Genomic DNA, 24,023 nt, shown 5'->3' on the forward strand with positions numbered 1-24,023 from the left:
CGACCGCGACCGCGACCGCGACCGCGACCGCGACCGCGACCGCGACCGCGACCGCGCCGTCCTGCGTCACCCCGCGGCCGAATACTGCGCGAGCACGCGAGCGCGGATCGATGGCTTGATGTTCGATTGCGCCATGTTGCCGCCATAGTGCGCGACGACACGCGGATTCATCACGCGATACCAGAGCGGCGGCACATAGGCGAACAGGATCATCGTCGCGTAGCCGGCCGGCAGTTGCGGCGAGTCGTCGAAGTGTCGCAGCGCCTGGTACGAGCGCGTCGGGTTCGCGTGATGGTCGGCGTGCCGCTGCAACTGGTACAGGAACAGGTTGGTGACGACGTGATTGCTGTTCCACGAATGCTGCGGCGTGCAGCGCTCGTAGCGGCCGCTCGGCAGCTTGCGGCGGCCGAGCCCGTAGTGCTCGACGTAGTTGACGACTTCGAGCAGCGACGCGCCGTACACGGCCTGGATCACGAGGAACGGGATCACGATCTTGCCGGCCATCGCGATCGCGATGGCCCACACGACGACGGTCATCGCCCACGCGTGCAGCACCTCGTTGCGCCAGGTCCACGGCGAATGCCCGAGCCGCTCGAGGCGTGCCTTCTCGAGCCGCCACGCCGAGCGGATGCTGCCCGTCACCGTGCGCGGCAGGAAGGCCCAGAACGATTCGCCGTAGCGCGCGCTCGCCGGATCCTCGGCCGTCGCGACGCGCACGTGATGGCCGCGGTTGTGCTCGACGAAGAAGTGCCCGTACGCCACCGGCGCGAGCGTGACTTTCGCGAGCCAGCGCTCGAAGCGGCTGGTCTTGTGCCCGAGTTCGTGCGCGGTGTTGATCGAGATGCCCGTCGCGGCGCCGAGCGACAGCGCGAAGCCGACGTAGTCGTACCACGCGAGCGCATGCGTGCCGACGATCCGCACGCACATGAAGAACGCGCTGTATTCGACCAGCGTCGCGAGATAGACGATGTAGCGGTAGTAGCGCTCGCGTTCGAGATGCGGGACGACGGCTTCGGGCGGATTGTCGCGATCGTCGCCGATCAGCGTGTCCAGGACCGGGATCACGCCGAACGCGAACAGCGGGCCGAACCACCAGAACACGTGGAGGCCCGTCGACAGCGCGAGCTGGGCCGAGAGGATCGGCAGCGTGATCGTCACCGCGCCGAGCAGCCACAGATAACGTTTGCCATCCGACCAGCCCGAGGCCGATGCGTCGGTCATTGCCATTGTCTCCCTCCTTTTCGGGGCCGGCTCCCGCGTGTGCGGTGCGGCGGCCGAGTGACGCGCTTGTCGTCGGTCGAATCGTCGTGGGTCCGCGGCACGGCGCGCGGCACCGGATCGGTGGTCCGGTTGTGCCAGTTATACGACCGTCGCGCGCGCTTTCCAAACCCCGCCGCTAGGCGGGCAACTCCAAACGGCGGGCCGTGCAGGACGCGGGCCGGGAGGGGCCTGCGCCACGGTGATTGAAACAGGCCGGAGCGGGCCCGATCCGCTCGCGCAGCCGGTATTCTCGTCGGATGAATACGCGATGAATACGCGAGGCCACACGCGCGAGTATGCGGCGGCGCGGTCCGCAACGAATGTTGCAATGCAATAAATGCGACGCGACATCGCGTGGCGGCGAGGCTTTTTGGGATACATATATTACGGATCATTACGGCGCCGCTGCGGGGTAACGTCGGACCTGGACCACGTGAATGCCATGCATGACAAGGCGAGCGGGGCGACGCGTCCGACTTCGCCGTTCGGACTGCCATGCGTCGCGGCCCGTCGACGCGTCGATGCTGCACCCGCACACCCGCGCGTGCGCGACGCGTGCTGCCTTTCGATCCGCGCTGTCATTTGAAAATTACGATTTGACTCATGCCCCGCTTTCGGTTGAAGCTAGTAACTTGCTGTCCGAAGGGGGCTGTGCCTGCATGAGTTCGACCTTGACCGTTCGTCGTATCGCTGCCGATCAGGGCGGCGTGTATCGCGAACTCCGCGCCGCATCGCTGCGTGAGCCCTACGCGCCCGGTGAAGCGCCGGAGGCCGAATTGCTGAACGTCGATTCCGACGCGGCGGCGGCCATCGCCGCGCTGCGTGCCGCGTCCGACGAGTCGACGACTTTCCTGCTGTACACCGAAGGCCATCCGGCCGGCATGATCGGCGCGTATTTCGACACGACGCCCGAGCGGCGCGCGTTCGTCAGCGAGCTGTGGGTCGCGCACGCGGTCCGCCACCTGCGCGGCGGCGTGCTGTTGCTGGAAACGGCTACCGCGTGGCTGGCCGAACGCGGGGCGCGGGACGTCTACGCATGGATCGCCGATGCGAACCGCAACGCGATCCGTTTCTACGAACGCGCGGGCTTCGGCAACACGGGCGAGCATGCGCCGATCGCGCGGATGCCCGGCGCGATGAAGTCGTTGTTCGTGTCGCACTTCAACACACCCTGACGCATGAATGCGCGGGCCGCACGGCGTGATGAAGGCCCGGCCGCCCGCCCGACTGCCCGCCTGCCGGTTGCGCGCTCGCCGCGACGGTCGCCCCCCCGGCTCCCCAAAAATAATGGCCGCACGCGTGGACGCCTGTAAAATACGCAAAAATTTTTTGCAGAGTGTCCATGTCGCTTAAAAAATCGCCATTCTTCGAGCTGCGCAGCGGATCGGTCGATACGTTGCTGTTCACCGTGAAGACGACCGATCTCGACGCGTTGCGTACCGAACTGGTCAAGCGCTTCGAAGCGACTCCCGAGTTTTTCGCCGACGATGTCGTCGCGATCGACGTCCGCCGCCTCGCGGACGGCGAACGCGTCGCGCTCGCCGACATCCGCCAGATGCTGAACGACGTGCGGATGCGCCCGGTGGGCGTCGTCGCGCTGGCCACGCAGGGCTGGGCGGGGGAAGCCGGCCTGCCGTTGCTCGAGGCGCGCGATCGCCGCGTGTCGGCCGCGAAGCCGGCCGACGAAGCGGAGCCGGCGCCCGTCGCGGCGCCGGCCGCTGCCGCGGCAGCCGAACCGGCGCCGGAACCTGCGCCGACGCCGGTTGCGGCGGGCGGCCAGACGCTGGTGATCGATCGGCCGCTGCGTTCGGGGCAGCAGATTTACGCGAAAGGAGACCTCGTGGTGCTGGCGCCGGTCAGTCACGGCGCCGAGATCATCGCGGAAGGCAACATCCACATCTACGCGCCGTTGCGCGGCCGCGCACTCGCGGGCGTGCACGGCAATCACGACGCGCGCATTTTCTGCACGTGTCTCGAGCCGGAACTGATTTCGATCGCGGGTATCTATCGAACGACCGAGAACCCGTTGCCCGCCGACATACTGGGCAAATCGGTGCAGATCCGGCTCGAAGAGGAAAAACTGATGATCGAACCGCTGCGCCTGACGTGATTCACGCGGCACGCTCCGGGTCGATCGGCTCTCATTGACGAACACAGGGTATTGGGTAAATGGCAAAAATCATCGTGGTGACTTCGGGCAAGGGCGGCGTGGGCAAGACGACGACCAGCGCGAGCTTCGCGTCCGGCCTCGCGCTGCGCGGCCACAAGACGGCCGTGATCGACTTCGACGTCGGCCTGCGCAACCTCGATCTCATCATGGGCTGCGAGCGTCGCGTGGTGTATGACCTCGTCAACGTGATCCAGGGCGAAGCGAACCTGAACCAGGCGCTGATCAAGGACAAGAAGTGCGAGAACCTGTTCATCCTGCCGGCATCGCAGACGCGCGACAAGGATGCGCTCACGCGTGACGGCGTCGAGAAGGTGCTGAACGACCTGGTCGCGATGGACTTCGAATACATCGTCTGCGACTCGCCGGCCGGTATCGAGGCGGGCGCGCTGCACGCGATGTACTTCGCGGACGAAGCGCTGATCGTCACGAACCCGGAAGTGTCGTCGGTGCGCGACTCGGACCGCATTCTCGGCATCCTGTCGTCGAAGACGAAGCGCGCGGCCGAAGGCAAGGATCCGATCAAGGAACACCTGCTGATCACGCGCTACAGCCCGAAGCGCGTGAGCGAAGGCGAAATGCTGTCGCTCGAGGACATCAGCGAGATCCTGCGCATCAAGCTGATCGGCGTGGTGCCGGAATCGGAAGCCGTGCTGCACGCGTCGAACCAGGGCCTGCCGGCCGTGCACATCGACGGCACCGACGTTGCGGAAGCGTACAAGGACGTCGTCGCGCGCTTCCTCGGCGAGGACAAGCCGCTGCGCTTCACCGATTATCAGAAGCCGGGCCTGCTGCAGCGCCTCTTCGGCAGCAAGTAACGGAGGCCGCCCATGTCCATCCTTTCGTTTCTCCTCGGCGAGAAGAAGAAGTCCGCATCGGTCGCGAAGGAGCGCCTGCAGCTCATCATCGCGCACGAGCGGGTCGGCGGCCGGCCGCCGGCCGACTACCTGCCGGCGCTGCAGAAGGAGCTGGTCGCGGTCATCTCGAAGTACGTCCATATTTCGAACGATGACATCCGCGTGAGCCTCGAGCGCCAGGACGATCTCGAAGTCCTCGAAGTGAAGATCGAGATTCCGCAAGCCTGACCGCTGTCTGTCCCCCCGCACGGTGGCGCCTGCCGCCGTGCGCGTCTTACGCCCTGTTGCACTTTCGGGCGCGCCGTAACACGGCGTCTGTCGGCCGTTGGTCGATCTCCCGCATTGAACGAATACGCTCGCGTCATTTGTCAATCAGGAGGTTGTGATGGCTGTCTCTACCGTTCAACGCCGTATCGTGTCGCTCGTACTGTTCGCCGCGGGCCTGTCAGCCGTCGCCGCGCCGCTCGCCGCACGCGCCGACGAAATCCTCGTCGGTACGCCGGTGATGGTGCAGTCGGGCCGGATGCTCGTCGCCGAACCGGTGGCCGCGCCCGCCGAGGAAATCGTCGTCGTCGCGCCGAACGCGCCGCCGCCGCTGCGCTACGAGGTCGTGCCCGACGCACGCGTCGGCTATGTGTGGGAGCGCGGTCACTGGCACTGGGATCATGGCCGCTACGTCTGGATCGGCGGCCGCTGGGAAACCGAGCGTATCGGCATGCACTGGGTGCCGGGCCACTGGGATCAGCGCGGCCCGAACTGGTTCTGGACGCGCGGCCACTGGGCCTGACGGAGGCGCGCGATGAAACGAACCGCCCTTGCCATTGCGCTCGTCGCGATCACGCTCGCCGGCTGTATCGTCGTGCCGGCGCGGCCCGTCTACTATCGGCCCGCGCCGGTGGTGATCTACTGAGGGGTAGGCGGGCCCGTCTGCGCCGGGCCGCTCGTGCCGGAAGGAGTCGTGCCGGATACGGTCGTGCCGGAACCGGACGGTCCGTCGTCGTGCGACGTCGCGGGCGTGTGCGTGGCGGCGTTGCCGGCCGCCGGGGCCTGCCGCTCGCCACCGTCCCGTTCGCGCAGCGTGTCGAGCGGATCGGCGGGCGCGGCGGCCGCATCCTGCGGCTCGACGACGCCGGCCGTAGCCGCCGGCGCCACGGCGGGTTCAGCGGCGGCCGCTGGCGGCGCGAGATAGCGCTGCGCGAGTGTTTCGTAGAGCGGCGGCGCGAAGAAGCGCGCCATCCGGCTCGACACCAGCGCGGTCGCCATCAGCGAAATCACGAGCGCGTGACCGTTGATCATCTCCATCACGATCACGAACGACGTGATCGGCGACTGCGTGACCGCCGCGAGGTAGCCGACCATCGCGAGCGCGATCAGCATCGGCAGGCTCATGTCGCCGAACACGAGGTGCAGCAGGTTGCCGAACCCGGCGCCGATCGACAGCGACGGCGCGAAGATCCCGCCCGGAATGCCCGGCAGGTACGACGCGACCATCGACACCATCTTCAGGAACGGATAGAGCACCGACAGCCGTTCATGGCCGTCGAGCAGGCCGCGCGCCTCGGCATAGCCGCTGCCGAACGTCGTCCCGCCCGACACGAGGCCGACGACGGCGATCACGAAACCGCACAGCGCCGCGAACGCGATCGGGCGCTCGCGATACAGGCCGAGCAGGCGCGCGGGCAGCCAGCGCCCGGTATTGAGCAGGAGCCAGCTGAAGAGGCCGCCCGCGACGCCGGTCACGAGCGCGGTGACGAGCACGGCGACGGCGAGCATCTTCGGGAAATGCTGGCCGGCGTCGATCGTGCCGAAGTACGTGTAGTTGCCGTTCAGGCCCAACGCGACGACGCCGGCGAGGATGATCGCGGTGATCAGCACGCCGCTTGCGCGGGCGGAGAAGCTGCGGGTGAGTTCCTCGATCGCGAACACGATCCCGGCGAGCGGCGTATTGAACGCGGCCGACAGGCCGGCCGCCGCGCCGGCGAGTACGAGCTGTCGTTCGATCTGCGCGTTCGAGCGCGGGTAGAAGCGCCGCAGGTTGAACATCAGCGACGCGCCGACCTGCACGGTCGGGCCTTCGCGTCCGATCGTGAAGCCGCCGAGAATGCCCATGAACGAGATCAGGACTTTGCCGAACAGGATGCGCAGGGTCAGCAGCCGCGCGCCGAATGCGCCCGGGCTCGCATGCAGCGTTGCAATGACCTGCGGGATCCCGCTGCCTTCGGCGCCGCGGAAGAAGCGGCGCGTGAGCCATGCCGACGCGGCGGCGATCGACGGCGTCAGCAGCAGCGGCAGCCACGCGGCGTGGTCGCGCATCGTGCGGAACGTGTCGTAGCCCCAGTCGATCAGCCGCGCGTACAGCACGGCCGCGAGGCCCACGGCGATCGCGCCGAGCCAGAACACGCCGTACTGGCGCCAGATCCGCAGCGAGCGGCGGGTGAGGGCGGGAAACAACCCGGAAAGCAGGGCAGGAAGGGCGGGGCGTTGCATCGGCGGACGCCGGGAGGGCAAAGAGCGCATTATAAAAAGAACCTGATGCAGCCGGGGCTCGACAAATCCTCACCCAAGCGTCGCACTTTGTTGCAAATGTAATGTCGGCGTAATGTATCAACGCGGCAACCGTCGTTAGCATCACCAAATGGCCGGCCCACCCCATTCATCATAAGAAAAGTGAAACGCATCCTCATCGTGAAAGTGACGTCGCTCGGCGACGTCGTCCAGACGCTGCCTGTCGTCGCGGACCTCCACCGTGCCTTTCCGGGCGTAACGGTCGACTGGGCCGTCGACGAATCGTGCGCCGAGGTCGTGCGCTGGCATCCGGGTGTGAGCAAGGTGCTTTGCGCGCCGTTGCGGCGGTTCAAGAAGCTCCGGAACGGCGGCGACCTGAAGGCGATCTCGGCGTCGATCGGCGCGCTGCGCGCGCACCGCTACGATGCGGTCATCGACCTGCACGGCGTCTACAAGAGCGCGATCATCTCGGCACTCGCGCGTGCCGCGCGCCGCGTCGGCTATCAGACGCAGGATCTCGGCGAGGCGGGTGCCCGCTTCGCCTACTCGCATCGCTTCGGCCCGCGGCCGGACTGCGACGCGTGGCACGGGATGCGCGTGAGCGCCGGCGAGGCGCTGGGCTATGTCCCCGAGGGCAGCGCCGCTTACGGGATCGTCCCGCCGCAGGATGCGAACCTGCCGCCCGCCGTGACCGACGGCGCGCCGTTCATGCTGCTGTTTCACGCCACGTCCAATCCGGACAAACAATGGCCCGCCGACCACTGGGCCGCGCTGGCTACGCAGATGATGGCGCGCGGCGTGCGCGTGCTCGTGCCGTGGGGATCGGCAGCCGAACACGACGCTGCGCAGGACATTGCCGCGCGTGCGTCGGGCGCGATCGTGCTGCCGGCGATGTCGGTGCGCGAACTGGGTGCGGCCATCGGCCGGGCCGCGCTCGTGGTGGGCGTCGATACCGGGTTCGTGCATATGGCGCACGCGCTGCAGCGGCCGACCGTGATGATTTTCGTCGCGACGTCGCGTCACCATTGCGGCATCGGCGGCGCGCCGAACGCGCTGTCGATCGGCGAACCGGGCGCGCCGCCGTCGGTTGCGCAGGCACTCGATGCGATCGATGCGGTCGGGCCGGCCTATGGCGCGCTGCGTGACCGGCTGACGGCCTAGGGCCAGCGCGAGCCCGCTATTGGCATGAACCGGCCCGGGGGAAGCGGGCCGCGCGTTCAGGCGAGCAGCGCTTCGACCGTCATCACCGCGGCGACGGCGGCCAGGTTGGCGAGAAGTGCCTCGAACAGGAGGCCGCGCCGGGTTTTCGGCCGGAAGCGCGCCGCGAGCAGCAGGGCGCCACCCGGCGCGAGCGCCAGGATCAGGACGAGGTCGGCGTTGTCGAGGCCGAGGTCCATTGCGGCGGCTCCTTCAGCGGAGGGAGCCCCGGGTGCGTGACGGCGCCCCCGGATCGAACGTAAGCGGCGGCCCCCGCCGCACAACCCGGGGCGCCCCGAGGGCTCAGACGAGCGATGCGTCGCGGGTTTCGCGCATCAGCAGCACGCCGACCAGGCTGATTGCCGCCGCAACCGACACGTAGCCGCCGACCCACGACAGGCCGCCGCGCGCGGCGAGCAGCTGCGCGATGTACGGCGCGATCGACGCGCCGAGGATCCCGCCGAGGTTGTACGCGACGCCCGCGCCCGTATAGCGCACGTTGGTCGGGAACAATTCGGGCAGCAGCGCGCCCATCGGCGCGAACGTCACGCCCATCAGGAACAGCTCGATGGTCAGGAACAGCGCGACGAGCGGCATCGAGCCGCTGCCGAGCAGCGGCTCCATCGCGAAGCCGGACGAGAGCGCGGCGATCGCGCCGACGACCAGCACCGGCCTGCGGCCGAAGCGGTCGGAGGCCCACGCCGACAGCGGCGTCGCGAGCCCCATGAACACGACCGCGAAGCACAGCAGGCCGAGAAAGCTCTGGCGCGGAATATGCAGCGTCGACACGCCGTACGACAGCGAGAACACCGTCGAGATATAGAACAGCGTGTAGCAGACCACCATCGCGAGCGCGCCGAGCAGCGTCGGCTGCCAGTGTTGCGAGACGAGCGTCGCGACCGGCACGCGCACGCGCTCGTTGCGCTCGAGTGCGGCCTGGAACGCCGGTGTCTCGGTGATCTTCAGCCGCACGTACAGGCCGAGCGCGACGAGCACCGCGCTGACGAGGAACGGGATGCGCCAGCCCCAGCTGCGGAATTGTTCGTCGGACAGCGACAGCGCGAGCGCGAAGAACAACCCGTTCGACATCAGGAAGCCCACCGACGGGCCCAGCTGCGGGAACATCCCGAACCAGCCGCGCTTGCCTTGCGGCGCGTGCTCGGTCGCGAGCAGCGCCGCACCGCCCCATTCGCCGCCGAGGCCGATCCCCTGGCCGAAGCGCAGCACGCACAGCAGCACCGGTGCGAGCGCACCGATCGTGTCGTAGCCGGGCACGAAGCCGATCGCGGTGGTGGACACGCCCATCACGAGCAGCGACGCGACGAGCGTCGATTTGCGGCCGATGCGGTCGCCGAAGTGGCCGAACAGGAACGAGCCGATCGGCCGCGCGATGAACGCGATGCCGAACGTGACGAATGCGGACAGCGCCTGTGCGGTCGCGGAGCCGTGCGGAAAGAACACGGGGCCGATGACGAGTGCCGCGGCCGTCGCGTACACGTAGAAGTCGTAGAACTCGATCGCGGTGCCGATGAAGCTCGCGAACACGATGCGCCGGTGGCTGACGGCGCCGGCCGAACCGGTTGCGTGTGCAACGGCCGGGGGAGATGCGGACATGGATGTCTCCGTTTTGTCGTTGGGCGGTCGGCCGGGTGAGCGCTCGGGCAGGCGGACGCCAGCCGGGAGCGGCCGAGCGGATGAGGCGGCGGCGTGGACGCGCGGCGTGGCGCGGACGTCACCCGCCGGTCGACGATGGAGACGGATAGGTCGCCGCCGCCCGGTGCCGGCGTGGTCGGCTCGCATGCCGGGTGCGGCGCGCGAACGCGCGCGGGAGGGTGGCCGCGCGATTGCGGAAAATTATAGCCAGCGCCGCGACATGGCGGCAAACGCGGGCGGGCGCGGGCTCAGTCGATCGATTGCGCCTGCGCGGATGCGGTGCTTTGCAACTGGAAGTGGCCGTCGTCGTTGAACAGCCAGCCTTCCATCATCTCGAGCCGGCCATTGCCGTCCAGCAGTTTCGACGGCGGTGGCGGCAGTGGCGCCGAGCGGCGCAGCGACGCGAGCGCGAGCGCTTCCGCTTCACTGTCGCCGTTGCTGCGATAGACGGATGCGTTGACGAGCTGGCCGCTGCGATCGACGGTGAACGCGACGACGACGAGCGAGCGCAGCATCGCCTGCGGCATCCCGTGCGACACGGCGGACGGATTGTGCTCGGCGACGCACTGCGCGACTTCCACGCGGTACTGGTCGCGATTCGCGCTGCGGATGACCGACGGAATCGTCAGGATCGAGCGCAGCGACGGGGGCGGTGTGATCGTGCAGGCGGCAAGCATGACGGCGGCGACCAGCGCGGAAATGCGCAGCCGGTCGACGCCCGGGCAGGGAAGAGAAGGCATGGGGGAGTGCCGGAGGGTGACGATAAAAAAATGATAGGCGTCTGCGCGCGGCGCGTTATCGGGACAAACGCATAGCACGCGAAGCGCGATGTGCCGATTCGCGGATGATGGCGATTCGGCGGGGCTTCCGGCGCGCATCGCGACGCGATGTGACATGACACGTGACCATGCGGGCACGACGATTGCGCACGCGCGGCGCGTGCGGGACGCAACGGCAGCGGCGTGCTCGACCGGCTCAGTAGCCGTGTGTCACGAGCGATAGAACGGACAGGTCCGGATGCGTGCCGTCGATGATGGTCTTGCCGATGTGCACGGCTTCATGCACCGCTTCCTCGACGCTCGCGAAGCTTTCTTCGCCGTCCGCATGGAACGGTACGGCATGATCCGGCAGCGCGGGGTTCACGCCCGGATGGCAGACATAGCCGGTGTAGGTGTAGCGCGCGTCGCTGCCGGGGACGAGGCCCGGCACCACATGGATCTCGAAGCCTTCGTAATCGACGTGATCGGGCGCTGTCGACAGTTCGGTCATGGCGGTCTCCGTGTGCCGCCCGCACGGATGGTGCGGGCGGCATCGAATTGCGGCGGCGGTCGTGTCGCCGTGCTGATCGAATTCTAGGCGATGGCGGCCCGGCCCGTGAGGGCTGCGCGCGTCGCCTGCGGCAACGTCGAGCGTGCCGCAGGCGGTGCGTGTTACCGCGTGCAGCGCGCGTCCTTGCGCTGCACCACGAGGATCACCGGATACTTCTGGCCGTGCTCGAGTTCCACCGGCGCGACGACCGTCAGCGTCGCCGGGTCGGAATCGTCGTACACGCTGACCTGCTCGTTGCGGATGTAGGTCACGCCGGTGCAGTTCGACGCGCGCCCGTCATCCGACACCTTGCACTGGAGCTCGTTTTCCTTCAGGTAGTTGTACGGCGTCGGGCTCGCGAGATATTCGCGCAGGCCGCGCGGCGAGCCGCCGACGCCCTTCACGTACGCGATCGCGCACGACGGTGTTTGCGCGTCGGTGCCGGAGGCGGAATCGGCGGCCGCTGCGTGCGTGCCGACGGCGGCCAGCAGGGCGACGAGCGACGAGGCGATGAAGGGCTTCATGACGTGGATTTCCCGTTTCGCGAATCGGAGCGCCGGATTGTAACGGCATCGGGCGAGATGCGTCGGCAGGCGGAGGCGGGCAGCGTGCGCGCCGCGGACAAACAAAAACCCCGTCATTCGATGAATGGACGGGGTTGGGCGAACTTCCTGGCGGAAGCGGTGAGATTCGAACTCACGGACAGTTTCCCGTCGCCGGTTTTCAAGACCGGTGCCTTAAACCGCTCGGCCACGCTTCCACACGAGGCGGCATTGTAACCGAAATGCCGCCTCGTTCCGCTTCAATCGTCACGCAGGAACAATTCCTGCAAGTCGTTGAGGAAACGCTGGCCGAGCGGCGTCGGCGCGATCTGCGCGAAATCGCGCGTGATCAGCCCGCGCCGTTCCGCTTCCTTCAGTGCCGGCTCGATCGTGCTGATCGGCAAACCCGTGCGTTCGACGAAGCTGTGCACCGGGAAGCCCTCGACGAGCCGCAGCGTGTTCAGCATGAACTCGAACGGCAGGTCGCGCGCACCGACTTCGCGCTCTTCCTGCACCGGCGTGCCGGCCATCGCCTGTTCGATGAAGGTGGCCGGATGCTTGTAGCGCGCCTGCCGCAGGATCCGGTTCGGGAACGACAGCTTCGTGTGCGCGCCCGCACCGATCCCGAGATAGTCGCCGAAGCGCCAGTAGTTCAGGTTGTGCTTGCACTGATGATTCGGCTTCGCGTACGCCGACACTTCGTAGCGGTCGTAGCCGGCCTCGGCCGTGCGCGCGTGGATCCATTCCTGCATGTCGGCCGACGCGTCGTCGTCGGGCACCGCGGGCGGAAACTTCGCGAACAGCGTGTTCGGCTCGAGCGTCAGGTGATACAGCGACAGATGCGGCGGCGCGTACGACAGCGCGGTCTCGATGTCGGTCCGGCATTCGTCGAGCGTCTGGTTCGGCAGCGCGAACATCAGGTCGAGGTTGAAGTTGTCGAACGTCTTCGCGGCGATCTCGACGGCCGCGCGCGCCTGCGCGGTGTCGTGAATGCGGCCGAGCGCTTTCAGATGGCCTTCGTTGAAGCTCTGGATGCCGACCGACAGGCGGTTCACGCCGCTCGCGCGGAATTGCGCGAACTTCGCGGCCTCGAACGTGCCCGGGTTCGCCTCGAGCGTGATCTCGGCGTCGGCATCGAGCGGCAGCAGCGCGCGCACGTCGGACAGCAGCCGGTCGAGGCCGGCCGCGGACAGCAGGCTCGGCGTGCCGCCGCCGATGAACACCGTATGCACCTGCCGGCCCCAGACGAGCGGCAGCGCCTGTTCGAGATCGGCGCGCAGCGCATCGAGGTACTCGGTTTCCGGGAACCGCTCACCTTTCCACTCGTGCGAGTTGAAATCGCAGTACGGGCACTTGCGCACGCACCACGGAAAATGCACGTACAGCGCGAGCGGCGGCAGCGACGTGAGCCGTACCTGCCCGGGCGACGTGAAGGTCGCGACGACGCGCGCGCCGGTTTCCGCCGCCTGGCTCATGCGGCCTCCGGTTGCGAATGCGTGACGAAGACGATCATGCCGGTTCCTCCGCGAGCCGCGCGAGCAGTGCCTTCAGCGCGAGCGCGCGATGGCTGTGCGTGTTCTTCACGGCCGGCTCGAGTTCGGCCGCCGTCGCGCCGAGCGACGGCAGGAGGAAATACGGGTCGTAGCCGAATCCGTGCTCGCCGCGCGGCGTGTCGACGATCTCGCCCACCCAGCGGCCTTCGGCGAACAGCGGTTCGGGATCGTCCGCGTGGCGCACCAGCGCGAGCACGCAGCAATAGTATGCGCGTCGGTCTGCGACGCCGCGCAACTGCTCGACGAGGTACGCATTGTTGGCCGCGTCGCCCTTGGCGCCGCCCGCGCGCTGCGCGTAGCGCGCCGAATAGACGCCCGGTGCGCCGCGCAGCGCGCGCACGCACAGCCCCGAATCGTCGGCGATCGCCGGCAGGCCGGTGAGCCGCGACGCGTGCCGCGCTTTCGTCAGCGCATTCTCGATGAACGTGCCGAACGGTTCTTCCGCCTCGGGCACGGCCAGGTCGCCCTGCGGCACGATCTCGATGCCGACCGTCGAGAACAGCGCGGTGAATTCGCGCAGCTTGCCGGCGTTGTTCGACGCGAGCACGATGCGCGACAGCGGCGCGAGGGTGCGATCATCAGACATGGCCGGCGCCCAGCACGTCCTTCTGCAACTGCACGAGCTGGCCGATCCCGTTTTGCGCGAGGTCGAGCAGCGCGTTCATCTCGGCGCGCGAGAACGGCACGCCTTCGGCGGTGCCCTGGACTTCGACGAAGCCGCCGGCGCCCGTCATCACGACGTTCATGTCGGTATCGCACTGCGAATCTTCGGCGTAGTCGAGATCGAGCACGGGCGCGCCTTCGTACACGCCGACCGAGATCGCGGCGACGTGGTCGGTGATCGGCGAGCGCGCGAGCTTGCCGGCCGCGATCAGCTTCGACACGGCGTCGTGCGCGGCGACGAAGGCGCCGGTGATGCTGGCCGTGCGCGTGCCGCCGTCGGCCTGGATCACGTCGCAGTCGATGTGGATCGTGCGCGGGCCGAGCGCCTCCAGATCGAACACCGCGCGCAGCGCACGGCCGATCAGGCGCTGAATTTCCTGCGTGCGGCCCGTCTGCTTGCCGCGCGCCGCTTCACGGTCGCTGCGCGTGTGCGTCGCGCGCGGCAGCATCCCGTATTCGGCCGTCAGCCAGCCCTGGCCGCGATCGCGCAGGAATTCGGGCACGCGCTCGGCGACGCTCGCGGTGCAGATCACCTTGGTATCGCCGAATTCGACGAGTACCGAGCCTTCGGCGTGTTTCGTGTAGTGGCGCGTGAGGGCGACCTTGCGCAGTTCGTCGGCGCGGCGGCCGCTCGGGCGGGACAGGGAAGACGTCATGGGGGAATCGTGGACGGAAGAGGAAACCCCGATTTTAGCGCCGAACGGCAGGCGTGCCCGGCGGGGTGGGACGCAAAAATGGGATAATGCGCGCTTCCCGCCCCGCGCCTTGCAATGCGCCGGGCGCCTCGACATATTCCCGCCCGTGAAGGGCACCCAGACGGCGAGACGAACCATGATCTACAGCATGACGGGCTATGCGAGCGCGACGCGCGAACTCGCGACGGCCACCGGCAACGGCGGCACCAGCGTGTCGGTCGAACTGCGCACCGTGAACTCGCGCTTCCTCGACCTGAATTTCCGCATGCCGGACGACGTGCGCGCGTGCGAACCCGCGCTGCGCGAAATGCTGATGAACAAGCTGTCGCGCGGCAAGGTCGACGTGCGCATCAACCTGCAGCGCGGCGAGCAGAGCATCGGCGCGGGCGCGCTGAACCAGTCGGCGCTCGGCCAGCTGGCCGATCTCGAGCGCGCGGTGCTCGATTCGTTCCCGGGCGTCGGCCGCCTGCGCGCGGGCGAAATCCTGCGCTGGCCGGGCGTGATCGCCGAGAGCGGCGTGTCGGCCGAAGCGATCCGCGACGCGGTGCTCGCGTGCGGCAAGGAAGCGATCGGCGAGCTCGTCGTCGTGCGTTCGCGCGAAGGCGCGCAGCTGGCGACGATGCTGCTGTCGAACGTCACCGAAATGGAAGCGATCGTCGCGCGCATCACGCCGCTCGTGCCTGAGCTGATCGCGAAGCATCAGCAGAAGATCGTCGAGCGGCTGCAGGAAGCGCTCGGCATCGCGGCGCCCGAAGGCAGCGCGCCGATCGTCACGCGCGAGGAAGCCGCGGAACGCATTCGTCAGGAAGTGACGATGTACGGCATCCGGATCGACATCGCGGAAGAGCTGTCGCGACTCACCGCGCACCTGAACGAAACGCGTCACGTGATCGAGAAGGGCGGCCGCGTCGGCAAGCGTCTCGACTTCATGATGCAGGAACTGAATCGCGAAGCAAACACGCTCGGCTCGAAGGCGGCGGCGAAGGAACTCGCCGACGCATCGATGGCGCTCAAGCTGTTGATCGAGCAGATGCGTGAGCAAGTGCAAAACCTGGAGTAAAGCAAGATGATCCACCCCACTCACGACGCACATACGCTTCACGCGGGCGTCTATCCCGGCAACCTGTTCATGGTCATCGCGCCGTCGGGTGCCGGCAAGTCGACGCTCGTGAACGCGTTGCTGTCGAAGGACAGCGACATCTGCCTGTCGATTTCGTACACGACGCGCAAGCCGCGCCCGGGCGAGCAGGACGGCCAGCACTATCACTTCACGAGCGTCGAGGATTTCCGCGCGCGCCACGCCGCGCACGAATTCCTCGAGAGCGCGGAAGTGCACGGCAACTATTACGGCACGTCGCGCGTCTGGATCGAAGAGCAGATGATGAACGGCCACGACGTGCTGCTCGAGATCGACTGGCAGGGCGCGCAACAGGTGAAGAAGCAGTTCCGCAACGCGGTCGGCATCTTCATCCTGCCGCCGTCGCTCGATGCGCTCGAGGAACGTCTGAAGAAGCGCGGCCAGGACGAGCCGAACGTGATCACGCGGCGCTTGCTGGCTGCCGGCAGCGAGATCGCGCACGCGTCGGAAGCGGAATACGTCGTGATCAACGAGAATTTCGATCGTGCGCTCGCCGAACTCGAATGCATCGTCGCGGCCACGCGCCTGCGCTTTGCTTCGCAGTACGCGCGACACGCGGAGCTGTTCATCGAGCTCGGCATCCATCTGCCCCACGCGGAATGACGCGAGGGTAGAGGGACATAAGGTAGAATAACGACTATATTCAGAAGGAATTTCCAACATGGCTCGCATTACCGTCGAAGACTGCCTGAAGCAAATCCCCAACCGCTTCGAACTGGCGCTCGCCGCCACCTACCGCGCGCGGCAGCTCGCGCAAGGCCATACGCCGAAGATCGAGAGCCGCGACAAGCCGACCGTCGTCGCGCTGCGCGAGATCGCCTCCGGCCAGGTCGGCGTCGAGATGCTGAAGAAGGTGCCGGTGTAACGCGCATCCGGCCCGTTCCAGCCATGTAGTCCACGCGCGCAACGACTCGACCTGGAGGCGAATATGAGCACCACCCCATCGTCCGCCTCCGCGGATTCGACCACCGAAGCCACGGCCCAGTCGCCTGCGCGCCAGTACATCGACGCGGTCCTCGAACAGTCCTTTCGGCACCTGTTCGGGCCGACCGCCACGCCGGAGCAGCCGCGCAAGCACGGCGTCGTTTCGATCGCGAAACTGACGGGCGTGCTTGCCGAGTATCTCCCTCCGGAAGAAATCAAAGAGGTCAAGGCGGCGTTCCATTTCAGCGACGAAGCCCACCTCGGTCAATATCGCCAGAGCGGCGAACCCTACATCACCCATCCCGTCGCCGTCGCGGAAATCTGCGCCGGCTGGAAGCTCGACGCGCAAGCCGTCATGGCGGCGCTGCTGCACGACGTGATGGAAGACCAGGGCGTGACCAAGAGCGAGCTGGCCGAACGGTTCGGCCCGAAGGTCGCCGAACTGGTCGACGGCCTGTCGAAGCTCGACAAGATGGAGTTCCGCAGCCGCGAGGAAGCGCAGGCGGAAAACTTCCGCAAGATGCTGCTCGCGATGGCGCGCGACGTGCGCGTCATCCTCGTCAAGCTCGCCGACCGTCTGCACAACATGCGCACGCTCGGCGCGGTGCCGATGGAAAAGCGCCGCCGCGTCGCCCGCGAGACGCTCGACATCTATGCGCCGATCGCGCACCGCCTCGGGTTGAACAACACGTATCGCGAGCTGCAGGACATGAGCTTCGCGAACTTCAACCCGCATCGCTACGCGACGCTCGAGAAGGCCGTGAAGGCCGCGCGCGGCAACCGCCGCGAAGTGATCAGCAAGATCCTCGAGGCCGCCCAGCGCGCGATGGGCGACGCGAAGCTCGACGCCGAGATCACCGGCCGCGAAAAGACGATCTACAGCATCTATCGCAAGATGCGCGACAAGCAGCTGTCGTTCTCGCAGGTGCTCGACGTGTACGGCTTTCGCGTCGTCGTCGAGAGCCCGCTCGACTGCTACACGTGCATCGGCGCGCTGCACGCGCTGTACAAGCCCGTACCCGGCAAGTTCAAGGACTACATCGCGATCCCGAAGATCAACGGCTATCAGTCGCTGCACACGACGCTCGTCGGCCCGTTCGGCGCGCCGATCGAGTTCCAGGTGCGCACGCGCAAGATGCACGAGATCGCCGAGGCCGGCGTGGCCGCGCACTGGCTGTACAAGAACGGCGGCGCGGACCTGAACGACGTGCAGAAGCGCGCGCACCAGTGGCTGAAGTCGCTGCTCGACATCCAGAGCGAAGCCGGCGATTCGAGCGAGTTCCTCGAACACGTGAAGATCGACCTGTTCCCGGATGCGGTCTACGTGTTCACGCCGAAGTCGAAGATCATGGCGCTGCCGCGCGGCGCGACGGCGCTCGATTTCGCGTATTCGATCCACAGCGATCTCGGCAACCAGTGCGTGGCCGTGAAGATCAACAACGAGTTGCTGCCGCTGCGTACCGAGCTGAAGAGCGGCGACATCGTCGAGGTGATCACCGCACCGTATTCGAAGCCGAACCCCGCATGGCTCGGCTTCGTGCGCACCGGCAAGGCGCGTTCGGCGATTCGTCACTACCTGAAGACGATGCGCCTGAACGAGTCGGTGCAGCTCGGCGAGCGGCTCGTCGACCAGAGCCTGAAGGGTTACGGGCTCGCGCTGGCCGATGTGGGGCCGGAAGTGTGGGAGAAGCTCGTGCAGTGGACGGGCAACAAGAGCCGCCAGGAAATCTTCGCGGACATCGGCCTCGGCCGCCGCGTCGCCGCGGTGATGGCCAAGCGCATCGAGGTGCTGATGAGCGGCCGCGATGCGGACGACGATCTGCCGAAGTCCGAGCGGCATCCCGCGCACAATGCGCCGCCGGTCGTGATTACCGGCACCGAAGGGATGTCCGTGCAGCTGTCGGCGTGCTGCCGGCCGATTCCGGGCGACGCGATCATGGGCTATATCGGCATCGGTCTCGGGATGGCGATTCATACGACGGATTGCCGCGTCGCGCAGCGCATCCATCGCCGCGACCCGGGCCGCTGGATCGACGTCGAATGGGCGCCGCAGCCCGGTCGTCTGTTCGACGTCGCGGTGAAGGCGCTCGTGAAGAATACGAAGGGCATCTTCGCGCGCGTCGCGGCGGATATCACGTCGGCGGACGCGAACATCGTTCACATCGCGATGGACGAGGATCTGACGCACGAATCGACGGTGCTGCGCTTCGTGATCCAGGTGAGCGATCGCGTGCATCTCGCGAACGTGATGCGGCGCGTGCGGACCAATCCGGACGTGATGCGGATCATGCGCGAGCGCTCGACTGACGACAGTGTGCACGCGCGTCACGACGGCGGCATGCGCATCGAGCGCGAGCGGCAGGATTACTGACGCCGCGCATTGCGATGCAGCGGAATGAGACGGCGGCCACGGGCCGCCGTTTTCGTTTGTGATGTGGGCTTGGCGTTGTGTGGCGGCAGTTCCCGCACGATTCGGGCGCGATCGGTGTTGCCGGGAAGAGGGGGGAGAGGCGAAGAGGTAAGCGGAAAAGAAAAAAGGGCCTTCCCGGAGGAAGGCCCTTCTGAGGTGGCGCGGCTGGCAGGATTCGAACCCACGACCCCTTGGTTCGTAGCCAAGTACTCTATCCAACTGAGCTACAGCCGCACGCAAAGCGGTACTACTTCAACTGTCGGAACCTTCTACGGTGGGAAGGTTCCCAAAAAGGTGGCGCGGCTGGCAGGATTCGAACCCACGACCCCTTGGTTCGTAGCCAAGTACTCTATCCAACTGAGCTACAGCCGCACGCAACAACAAAACGCTACAACATCGAACTGAAAGGGCCTTCGGTTGGGAAGGCCCTCGAAAAAGGTGGCGCGGCTGGCAGGATTCGAACCCACGACCCCTTGGTTCGTAGCCAAGTACTCTATCCAACTGAGCTACAGCCGCACGCAGAAGCGGAAGTATAGCAGGGTTGTATAAAAAGGGAAGCCTTATTCGCAAAAAATGTCACCCGATCTTGGGAAGGCCGCCTTCGTGTACCCTTGAAGCATCAGTCATCCATGCGTTGAATCTGCATCATGAACAAGGCGTTTGTCAAAGAGTCGGACGGCGACGACGACGATCTCGACCCGAGTCAGCCCGCGATTCCGGCGGGCACGAAGAATTACATCACCCCGGCCGGCCACAAGCGGCTCAGGGACGAGCTCCTGAACCTGATCGACGTCGAGCGTCCCGAGGTCGTGCGGCTGGTGTCGTGGGCCGCGTCGAACGGCGACCGGTCGGAGAATGGCGACTACATCTACGGCAAGCGCCGGTTGCGCGAGATCGACCGCCGGATCCGCTTCCTGACGAAGCGGCTCGATCTCGCCGAAGTCGTCGACGCGAGCCGCCAGGAGAACGTCGACCAGGTGTTTTTCGGCGCGACCGTCGATTACGCGACGCCGGACGGCGAGGATCATACCGTTACCATCGTCGGGATCGACGAGGTCGATCTCGATCGCGGTTGCGTCAGCTGGATCTCGCCGGTCGCGCGGGCGCTCATCAAGGCGAAGATCGGCGATACCGTCACGCTGATGACGCCGGCCGGTCCCCAGCCGATCGACGTGCTCGACGTTCGCTATCCGGCATCGGGCAGCGCGTGAGCATGGCGCGGCGCATGCGTGCGGTGCAGCGCTGAAACGAACGAGCGCCCCGGGTGGGGCGCTTCGTCATGACGGTCCTGGCCGAACGGCCGGGCTCACGCGCATCGCTCAGAAGCGATGACGCATGCCGGCCGTGACGGCGATCTGCTTGTTGGTGGACGACGCGGTGCCGAGCCCGTTGATGTTCGCGCCGATCGCCAGGCCGTCCGCATTGACCCGCTGGTATTCGCCCTGCAGGTACAGGTCGGTGCGCTTCGACAGCGCATAGTCGGCCTGAAGGTTGAACTGGTGCCAGCTCGGCGTCTGGCCGTCGAGGCGGCTGTCGGTGTACGTGTACGAGCCGGCGAGCGAGAACGCCGGCGTCAGCGCGTAGCGGCCGTTCACTTCGTAATTGTTGAAGCGCGTGCCGCCGATGAGCGGGATGCCGCCCGACACGCCGGACTGCCCGGCGCTGATCCTGGCCGAATCGGTCAGGCGTGTCTGCGTGAACACGAAGCCGGCCGTCGCGGGCCCGAACGCGTAGTTGAGGCCCGCGCCCCAGGTGCGCTGACGGCTGGCCCCGAACGTCCAGTCGCCGGCTACCGCGCCCGGGTCGCTGGCCGCGAGCGCCAGCGCGTTGACGTTGTTGTTCAGCTGCATGTACGCGGCCGCGACGTTGAAGCCCATGTAGCTGTACGACGCGCCGACGCTGTACGCGCGGTTGTTCGAGAAATTGCTGGAATTCGAGAAGCCGTACAGCGCACCGAATTTCAGGCCGCCGTAGTTCGCGCTCTGGTACTTGACCGCGTTGTTGATCCGGAACGAGTTGTTCAGGTTGTCGTTGTCGAACGGGTGCGCGAACTGCGTGCCGCCGTACTGGGTGCCGGTCAGCGACAGCGGGCCGAGGAAATCGACGACGCTGTCGTACTGGCGGCCGAGCGTGAGCGAGCCGTAGCTCTCGTGCGCGAGCCCGACGAACGCCTGGCGGCCGAATTCGCGGCCGTTCTGCTTGAGTGAACCGTTATTGATACCGAAGCCGTTTTCCAGCGTGAAGATCGCCTTCAGGCCGCCGCCGAGATCCTCGGTGCCGCGCAGGCCCCAGCGGCTGCCGTTGATCGAGCCGCTCGTCTCCTGCCACGCGCTGTGACCACCCTGGTTGTTCGTGTAGGTGATGCCGGCGTCGATCAGGCCGTACAGCGTGACGGCGCTTTGCGCATGGGCGCCGGTGGCGTACGCGCCCGCCAATGCCGCGACGATCAGGGTCTTTTTCATGATCTGTCTCCAAACAGGATGATGTCGATCGAACCTGCTGCGGGTATCGGCGGCGTCGCAGGTTGGCGACGCCGTGCGCATTGGGCGCGGCACCCTCGTCGGATATCCATTTGCAGTGTACGGATCGGTCCGGGCGTAGAAGAAAATTGCTTCCCGCAATACTGTATTTTGAATCCGGCAAGAATCAGCATATGCGCCGAGAGGCCCGGCCATCAAGAGTTTGCGGCAATGCAGCACGCAAAAAAAAGCAATCAGGACTGCGTATCGGGTGTCGCGGGCGTTGCGCGATCGCGACAGGCGATCAATGACGGGCGAGAGCAGGCCTAGCGCGATTATTGACACATCGGCAATAGAGGTTTGTGCAGGGCATGGATAATGAAAGGATGTTCTCTCGCTATACTGCGATCTCTGCTTTCCGAAGCAGACTTTTTCGTTGACGGAAAAGATCTCCAAACCTTTGTCGGCGCGACTTCCCAGTCGCGCTTTTTTTTTGCCCTGTGGTTCCGATCCCTACTGCGCGTACGAGCGCCGTTTGCGCTTGCCGGTCGGCTGCGTGTCGTCGGCTTCGGCCTGCGGCGGCGTGTACGTCCAGTCTTCCATTACGTAGTGACGGGCGTCCAGCGGTGACGCCAGCAGGTTCTGCCAATGATCGCCGTGCCAGGTCGGGTCGAACTCGGTGTCGCACGGCGCTTCACGGGTCTCGGCCAGCGCGCGGGACTTGCGGCGTACGCGTGCAAGCCGGCTCGCGAAGCGCTTGAATCCGTCCAGCCACATGGCCTTCTCCTTCCCATTGCCTTTGCACCAGCATCGCAACGTTCCCCGTTTTCCGCAACCCGGAAAAAACCCGAGGAATTTACCGAAGCGATTCGTCCCCGGTATGTTTTTCACGATTTCGATTATTGGCGATCCGATCCCGGTAATATTGACAGGTTCTTGATGCGAATCAATTAATAAAAGGCGATCGTGTACCGATTCCAGTGGCATTAGCGTTTTTTTGATAAAGAAAGCCCTAAAAATTCCCTTGACGCACCCGGATTGTCCAATTTATAAAGTCAGCACTCCGTCCCCGGGCGGAGCGCTGGGGGAGTGTCGGCGCGCCGTTGCGGGATTTCGGGAAGCGGCTATAACAGTAGCTTTTTTGATCTAAACGAGTGGGGAACGAAGGTATGGATACCGGTATCGTAAAATGGTTTAACGATGCTAAAGGTTTCGGCTTTATTACGTCCGACAATGGCGGCGAAGATTTGTTTGCGCACTTTTCCGAAATCCGGATGGACGGCTTCAAAACGCTGAAGGAAAACCAGCGCGTTTCCTTTGACGTGAAAGTCGGGCCGAAAGGCAAGCAGGCAGCGAATATCCAGGCGGTCTGACGCGCCACGCTTCGCCGATCACGTCCGGCCCCCGCATCGCGGGGGCTTTTTGCTTTCCGGGGCACGAAAACCGGCGGCCGGCGAATCGATTCGGGTTCGGACTGGTCGCGAACACGCCTGCCGGTGCATACTCACGAAAGCATCGTTTCCCCCGTCTTTTCATGTCCGATTCCCGTCTGTCCGATCCCGCCTGCGACCAGCCGCTCGTCTTCGTCGACCTCGAAACCACCGGCGGCTCGTCCGCCGAGCACCGCATCACTGAAATCGGCGTGGTCGAACTCGGTCCGCTCGGCGTATCGACATGGACGACGCTGGTCAATCCGGGACAGTCGATTCCGCCGTTCATCCAGCAGCTGACGGGCATTTCCGACGAGATGGTGCGCGACGCGCCGTCGTTTGCGTCGTTCGCGCCCGCGCTGTTCGAGCGGCTCGACGGCAAGCTGTTCGTCGCGCACAACGCGAGCTTCGACCGTGGCTTCCTGCGCGCCGAATTCGAGCGCGCCGGCATCGCGTTCAATCCGGACGTGCTGTGCACGGTGCGCCTGTCGCGCGCGCTGTTTCCGCGCGAGGCGCGGCACGGACTCGATGCGCTGATCGAGCGGCATGGCCTCGTTCCATCCGCCCGCCACCGGGCACTCGCGGATGCCGATCTGCTTTGGCAGTTCTGGCGGCAATTGCACGAGATCGTGCCGCTCGAGCGTCTGCGCGACCAGATTGCGCGTACGACGCGCCACTTCCGTCTCGCGGGCGGCATGACCGAAGCGTGGCTCGATACCGCGCCGGCCGGATGCGGCGCGTACGCGCTGTTCGGGGAGGACGACCAAGCGCTGTATGTCGGCCGCAGCGTACGCGTGCGGCAGCGCTTGCGCGCGCTGCTGACCGGCGAGCGGCGCTCGTCGAAGGAAATGCGGATTGCGCAGCAGGTACGGCGGGTCGAGTGGCGGGAGACCGGCAACGAACTGGGCGCGATGCTCGCCGAAGCGCAGTGGATCGCCCGCCTGCGTCCGTCATACAACCGGCGTCCCGCAGCCGATCACGCCCGTGCGGGCAATGCGCCCTGGCCGTTCGACGGTGCGGTCGCTTTCGAAGCGAGCGGCGAGCGCCGCCTGTTTCATGTGATCGACGGCTGGCGCTACCTCGGTACGGCCGAATCGCTCGACGCGGCCGTGCGGCTCGTGGCCGACGGCACGGACGGCGCGTTCGAACCCCATACCCATCGTCTTCTGCAGACGCATCTCGCGCGCGGCCTGCAACTCATTCCGCTCGCGGCACTTACGCCTGCCGACTGAGCAGCGCGGGCCGCGGCGCGCGACGCCGCC

General features: G+C 66.3%; 25 protein-coding genes and 4 tRNA genes. 13 read left to right on the plus strand and 16 right to left on the minus strand.

Annotation, left to right across the window (positions count from 1 at the left end; genetic code table 11):
* Positions 1-66: 66 nt before the first annotated feature.
* Positions 67-1,227, minus strand: coding sequence for an alkane 1-monooxygenase (locus U4Z64_RS25660; protein WP_321821452.1), 1,161 nt, complete (start codon positions 1,225-1,227; stop codon positions 67-69).
* Positions 1,228-1,781: 554 nt separating this feature from the next.
* On the opposite strand from U4Z64_RS25660, the gene U4Z64_RS25665 reads away from it, so the two are divergent.
* The 5 genes from U4Z64_RS25665 (at position 1,782) to U4Z64_RS25685 (ending at position 5,071) form a co-directional block, all read left to right on the plus strand.
* The gene (locus tag U4Z64_RS25665) at positions 1,782-2,435 is read left to right on the plus strand and encodes a GNAT family N-acetyltransferase (protein WP_260426262.1); all 654 of its coding nucleotides are present in this window, start codon (positions 1,782-1,784) and stop codon (positions 2,433-2,435) included.
* 167 nt (positions 2,436-2,602) lie between these two features.
* A complete protein-coding gene (gene minC / locus U4Z64_RS25670) occupies positions 2,603-3,370 on the plus strand; it encodes a septum site-determining protein MinC (protein WP_321821453.1) in 768 nt (255 codons plus the stop codon).
* 59 nt (positions 3,371-3,429) lie between these two features.
* Positions 3,430-4,245: a septum site-determining protein MinD gene (minD, locus tag U4Z64_RS25675; RefSeq protein WP_044849298.1), complete on the plus strand. Its 816-nt coding sequence runs from the start codon at positions 3,430-3,432 to the stop codon at positions 4,243-4,245.
* 12 nt (positions 4,246-4,257) lie between these two features.
* A complete protein-coding gene (gene minE, locus U4Z64_RS25680; RefSeq protein WP_006486661.1) occupies positions 4,258-4,512 on the plus strand; it encodes a cell division topological specificity factor MinE in 255 nt (84 codons plus the stop codon).
* Positions 4,513-4,669: 157 nt separating this feature from the next.
* Positions 4,670-5,071 carry a YXWGXW repeat-containing protein gene (locus U4Z64_RS25685; RefSeq protein WP_321821454.1) on the plus strand — a complete coding sequence of 134 codons (402 nt, stop codon included), beginning with the start codon at positions 4,670-4,672 and terminating at the stop codon, positions 5,069-5,071.
* A 116-nt stretch (positions 5,072-5,187) separates the two neighbouring features.
* Here the strand turns inward: U4Z64_RS25685 and U4Z64_RS25690 are convergent, their stop codons facing one another.
* Positions 5,188-6,771, minus strand: coding sequence for a chloride channel protein (locus tag U4Z64_RS25690; protein WP_321821455.1), 1,584 nt, complete (start codon positions 6,769-6,771; stop codon positions 5,188-5,190).
* 180 nt (positions 6,772-6,951) lie between these two features.
* On the opposite strand from U4Z64_RS25690, the gene waaC reads away from it, so the two are divergent.
* Positions 6,952-7,950, plus strand: coding sequence for a lipopolysaccharide heptosyltransferase I (waaC, locus tag U4Z64_RS25695; protein ID WP_124487788.1), 999 nt, complete (start codon positions 6,952-6,954; stop codon positions 7,948-7,950).
* Between the two features lie 56 nt (positions 7,951-8,006).
* Here the strand turns inward: waaC and U4Z64_RS25700 are convergent, their stop codons facing one another.
* From U4Z64_RS25700 to rph, 9 genes are all read right to left on the minus strand, one after another.
* Complete coding sequence (locus U4Z64_RS25700) at positions 8,007-8,186, minus strand: hypothetical protein (protein ID WP_321821456.1); 180 nt, start codon at positions 8,184-8,186, stop codon at positions 8,007-8,009.
* 103 nt (positions 8,187-8,289) lie between these two features.
* Positions 8,290-9,600, minus strand: a complete 1,311-nt coding sequence (locus tag U4Z64_RS25705; protein WP_321821457.1) for an MFS transporter — start codon at positions 9,598-9,600, stop codon at positions 8,290-8,292.
* Positions 9,601-9,887: 287 nt separating this feature from the next.
* Positions 9,888-10,379 carry an energy transducer TonB gene (locus U4Z64_RS25710; protein WP_321821458.1) on the minus strand — a complete coding sequence of 164 codons (492 nt, stop codon included), beginning with the start codon at positions 10,377-10,379 and terminating at the stop codon, positions 9,888-9,890.
* A gap of 235 nt (positions 10,380-10,614) precedes the next feature.
* Complete coding sequence (locus tag U4Z64_RS25715) at positions 10,615-10,908, minus strand: hypothetical protein (protein ID WP_044848553.1); 294 nt, start codon at positions 10,906-10,908, stop codon at positions 10,615-10,617.
* Positions 10,909-11,069: 161 nt separating this feature from the next.
* Complete coding sequence (locus tag U4Z64_RS25720; RefSeq protein ID WP_124571019.1) at positions 11,070-11,471, minus strand: hypothetical protein; 402 nt, start codon at positions 11,469-11,471, stop codon at positions 11,070-11,072.
* A 148-nt stretch (positions 11,472-11,619) separates the two neighbouring features.
* Positions 11,620-11,707, minus strand: a tRNA-Ser gene (locus tag U4Z64_RS25725).
* 42 nt (positions 11,708-11,749) lie between these two features.
* On the minus strand, positions 11,750-12,964 hold the full coding sequence (gene hemW, locus U4Z64_RS25730) for a radical SAM family heme chaperone HemW (RefSeq protein ID WP_044848528.1): 1,215 nt from the start codon (positions 12,962-12,964) through the stop codon (positions 11,750-11,752).
* 34 nt (positions 12,965-12,998) lie between these two features.
* Positions 12,999-13,628 carry an RdgB/HAM1 family non-canonical purine NTP pyrophosphatase gene (gene rdgB, locus U4Z64_RS25735; protein WP_044848529.1) on the minus strand — a complete coding sequence of 210 codons (630 nt, stop codon included), beginning with the start codon at positions 13,626-13,628 and terminating at the stop codon, positions 12,999-13,001.
* Complete coding sequence (gene rph, locus U4Z64_RS25740; RefSeq protein ID WP_124487793.1) at positions 13,621-14,361, minus strand: ribonuclease PH; 741 nt, start codon at positions 14,359-14,361, stop codon at positions 13,621-13,623. Before rph ends, rdgB begins: the two co-directional genes overlap by 8 nt.
* A gap of 175 nt (positions 14,362-14,536) precedes the next feature.
* Here rph and U4Z64_RS25745 point away from each other — a divergent pair, with 175 nt between their 5' ends.
* From U4Z64_RS25745 to U4Z64_RS25760, 4 genes are all read left to right on the plus strand, one after another.
* On the plus strand, positions 14,537-15,460 hold the full coding sequence (locus tag U4Z64_RS25745; RefSeq protein WP_044848531.1) for a YicC/YloC family endoribonuclease: 924 nt from the start codon (positions 14,537-14,539) through the stop codon (positions 15,458-15,460).
* A 6-nt stretch (positions 15,461-15,466) separates the two neighbouring features.
* On the plus strand, positions 15,467-16,141 hold the full coding sequence (gene gmk / locus U4Z64_RS25750; protein ID WP_044848532.1) for a guanylate kinase: 675 nt from the start codon (positions 15,467-15,469) through the stop codon (positions 16,139-16,141).
* Between the two features lie 58 nt (positions 16,142-16,199).
* Positions 16,200-16,403: a DNA-directed RNA polymerase subunit omega gene (gene rpoZ / locus U4Z64_RS25755; protein WP_044848533.1), complete on the plus strand. Its 204-nt coding sequence runs from the start codon at positions 16,200-16,202 to the stop codon at positions 16,401-16,403.
* Between the two features lie 63 nt (positions 16,404-16,466).
* Complete coding sequence (locus U4Z64_RS25760) at positions 16,467-18,833, plus strand: RelA/SpoT family protein (RefSeq protein WP_044848534.1); 2,367 nt, start codon at positions 16,467-16,469, stop codon at positions 18,831-18,833.
* Between the two features lie 196 nt (positions 18,834-19,029).
* Here U4Z64_RS25760 and U4Z64_RS25765 read toward each other — a convergent pair.
* The 3 genes from U4Z64_RS25765 to U4Z64_RS25775 all read right to left on the minus strand — a co-directional run bounded on the left by U4Z64_RS25765 (position 19,030) and on the right by U4Z64_RS25775 (position 19,388).
* Positions 19,030-19,106 (minus strand) — tRNA-Arg (locus U4Z64_RS25765).
* A 61-nt stretch (positions 19,107-19,167) separates the two neighbouring features.
* A tRNA-Arg gene (locus U4Z64_RS25770) sits at positions 19,168-19,244 on the minus strand.
* A 67-nt stretch (positions 19,245-19,311) separates the two neighbouring features.
* A tRNA-Arg gene (locus tag U4Z64_RS25775) sits at positions 19,312-19,388 on the minus strand.
* A gap of 131 nt (positions 19,389-19,519) precedes the next feature.
* Between U4Z64_RS25775 and greB the strand changes: the two genes are divergently transcribed.
* Positions 19,520-20,083, plus strand: a complete 564-nt coding sequence (gene greB / locus U4Z64_RS25780; RefSeq protein ID WP_044848535.1) for a transcription elongation factor GreB — start codon at positions 19,520-19,522, stop codon at positions 20,081-20,083.
* Positions 20,084-20,191: 108 nt separating this feature from the next.
* On the opposite strand, the gene U4Z64_RS25785 is transcribed toward greB, so the two are convergent.
* Positions 20,192-21,334: a porin gene (locus U4Z64_RS25785; RefSeq protein WP_044848536.1), complete on the minus strand. Its 1,143-nt coding sequence runs from the start codon at positions 21,332-21,334 to the stop codon at positions 20,192-20,194.
* A 510-nt stretch (positions 21,335-21,844) separates the two neighbouring features.
* Complete coding sequence (locus U4Z64_RS25790) at positions 21,845-22,108, minus strand: hypothetical protein (protein WP_321821459.1); 264 nt, start codon at positions 22,106-22,108, stop codon at positions 21,845-21,847.
* A gap of 392 nt (positions 22,109-22,500) precedes the next feature.
* Here U4Z64_RS25790 and U4Z64_RS25795 point away from each other — a divergent pair, with 392 nt between their 5' ends.
* On the plus strand, positions 22,501-22,704 hold the full coding sequence (locus tag U4Z64_RS25795; RefSeq protein ID WP_006476615.1) for a cold-shock protein: 204 nt from the start codon (positions 22,501-22,503) through the stop codon (positions 22,702-22,704).
* Positions 22,705-22,865: 161 nt separating this feature from the next.
* On the plus strand, positions 22,866-23,993 hold the full coding sequence (locus U4Z64_RS25800) for an exonuclease domain-containing protein (RefSeq protein ID WP_321821460.1): 1,128 nt from the start codon (positions 22,866-22,868) through the stop codon (positions 23,991-23,993).
* Positions 23,994-24,023: the final 30 nt, after the last annotated feature.

Origin of the sequence: Burkholderia sp. BCC1996 (assembly GCF_905339955.1) — a bacterium.
Classification (GTDB): Bacteria; Pseudomonadota; Gammaproteobacteria; order Burkholderiales; family Burkholderiaceae; genus Burkholderia.

Excerpts from the sequence above, each read along its gene's own strand:
- U4Z64_RS25760 (WP_044848534.1), top strand. The coding sequence starts at position 16,467 with ATGAGCACCACCCCATCGTCCGCCTCCGCGGATTCGACCACCGAAGCC.
- U4Z64_RS25800 (WP_321821460.1), top strand. The coding sequence starts at position 22,866 with ATGTCCGATTCCCGTCTGTCCGATCCCGCCTGCGACCAGCCGCTCGTC.
- U4Z64_RS25660 (WP_321821452.1), bottom strand. The coding sequence starts at position 1,227 with ATGGCAATGACCGACGCATCGGCCTCGGGCTGGTCGGATGGCAAACGT.
- U4Z64_RS25715 (WP_044848553.1), bottom strand. The coding sequence starts at position 10,908 with ATGACCGAACTGTCGACAGCGCCCGATCACGTCGATTACGAAGGCTTC.
- minE (WP_006486661.1), top strand. The coding sequence starts at position 4,258 with ATGTCCATCCTTTCGTTTCTCCTCGGCGAGAAGAAGAAGTCCGCATCG.
- U4Z64_RS25790 (WP_321821459.1), bottom strand. The coding sequence starts at position 22,108 with ATGTGGCTGGACGGATTCAAGCGCTTCGCGAGCCGGCTTGCACGCGTA.
- rdgB (WP_044848529.1), bottom strand. The coding sequence starts at position 13,628 with ATGTCTGATGATCGCACCCTCGCGCCGCTGTCGCGCATCGTGCTCGCG.
- U4Z64_RS25665 (WP_260426262.1), top strand. The coding sequence starts at position 1,782 with ATGCTGCACCCGCACACCCGCGCGTGCGCGACGCGTGCTGCCTTTCGA.
- U4Z64_RS25785 (WP_044848536.1), bottom strand. The coding sequence starts at position 21,334 with ATGAAAAAGACCCTGATCGTCGCGGCATTGGCGGGCGCGTACGCCACC.
- greB (WP_044848535.1), top strand. The coding sequence starts at position 19,520 with ATGAACAAGGCGTTTGTCAAAGAGTCGGACGGCGACGACGACGATCTC.
- U4Z64_RS25795 (WP_006476615.1), top strand. The coding sequence starts at position 22,501 with ATGGATACCGGTATCGTAAAATGGTTTAACGATGCTAAAGGTTTCGGC.
- U4Z64_RS25705 (WP_321821457.1), bottom strand. The coding sequence starts at position 9,600 with ATGTCCGCATCTCCCCCGGCCGTTGCACACGCAACCGGTTCGGCCGGC.
- minC (WP_321821453.1), top strand. The coding sequence starts at position 2,603 with ATGTCGCTTAAAAAATCGCCATTCTTCGAGCTGCGCAGCGGATCGGTC.
- U4Z64_RS25710 (WP_321821458.1), bottom strand. The coding sequence starts at position 10,379 with ATGCCTTCTCTTCCCTGCCCGGGCGTCGACCGGCTGCGCATTTCCGCG.
- hemW (WP_044848528.1), bottom strand. The coding sequence starts at position 12,964 with ATGAGCCAGGCGGCGGAAACCGGCGCGCGCGTCGTCGCGACCTTCACG.
- U4Z64_RS25720 (WP_124571019.1), bottom strand. The coding sequence starts at position 11,471 with ATGAAGCCCTTCATCGCCTCGTCGCTCGTCGCCCTGCTGGCCGCCGTC.
- minD (WP_044849298.1), top strand. The coding sequence starts at position 3,430 with ATGGCAAAAATCATCGTGGTGACTTCGGGCAAGGGCGGCGTGGGCAAG.
- U4Z64_RS25700 (WP_321821456.1), bottom strand. The coding sequence starts at position 8,186 with ATGGACCTCGGCCTCGACAACGCCGACCTCGTCCTGATCCTGGCGCTC.
- U4Z64_RS25690 (WP_321821455.1), bottom strand. The coding sequence starts at position 6,771 with ATGCAACGCCCCGCCCTTCCTGCCCTGCTTTCCGGGTTGTTTCCCGCC.
- gmk (WP_044848532.1), top strand. The coding sequence starts at position 15,467 with ATGATCCACCCCACTCACGACGCACATACGCTTCACGCGGGCGTCTAT.
- U4Z64_RS25685 (WP_321821454.1), top strand. The coding sequence starts at position 4,670 with ATGGCTGTCTCTACCGTTCAACGCCGTATCGTGTCGCTCGTACTGTTC.
- rpoZ (WP_044848533.1), top strand. The coding sequence starts at position 16,200 with ATGGCTCGCATTACCGTCGAAGACTGCCTGAAGCAAATCCCCAACCGC.
- U4Z64_RS25745 (WP_044848531.1), top strand. The coding sequence starts at position 14,537 with ATGATCTACAGCATGACGGGCTATGCGAGCGCGACGCGCGAACTCGCG.
- rph (WP_124487793.1), bottom strand. The coding sequence starts at position 14,361 with ATGACGTCTTCCCTGTCCCGCCCGAGCGGCCGCCGCGCCGACGAACTG.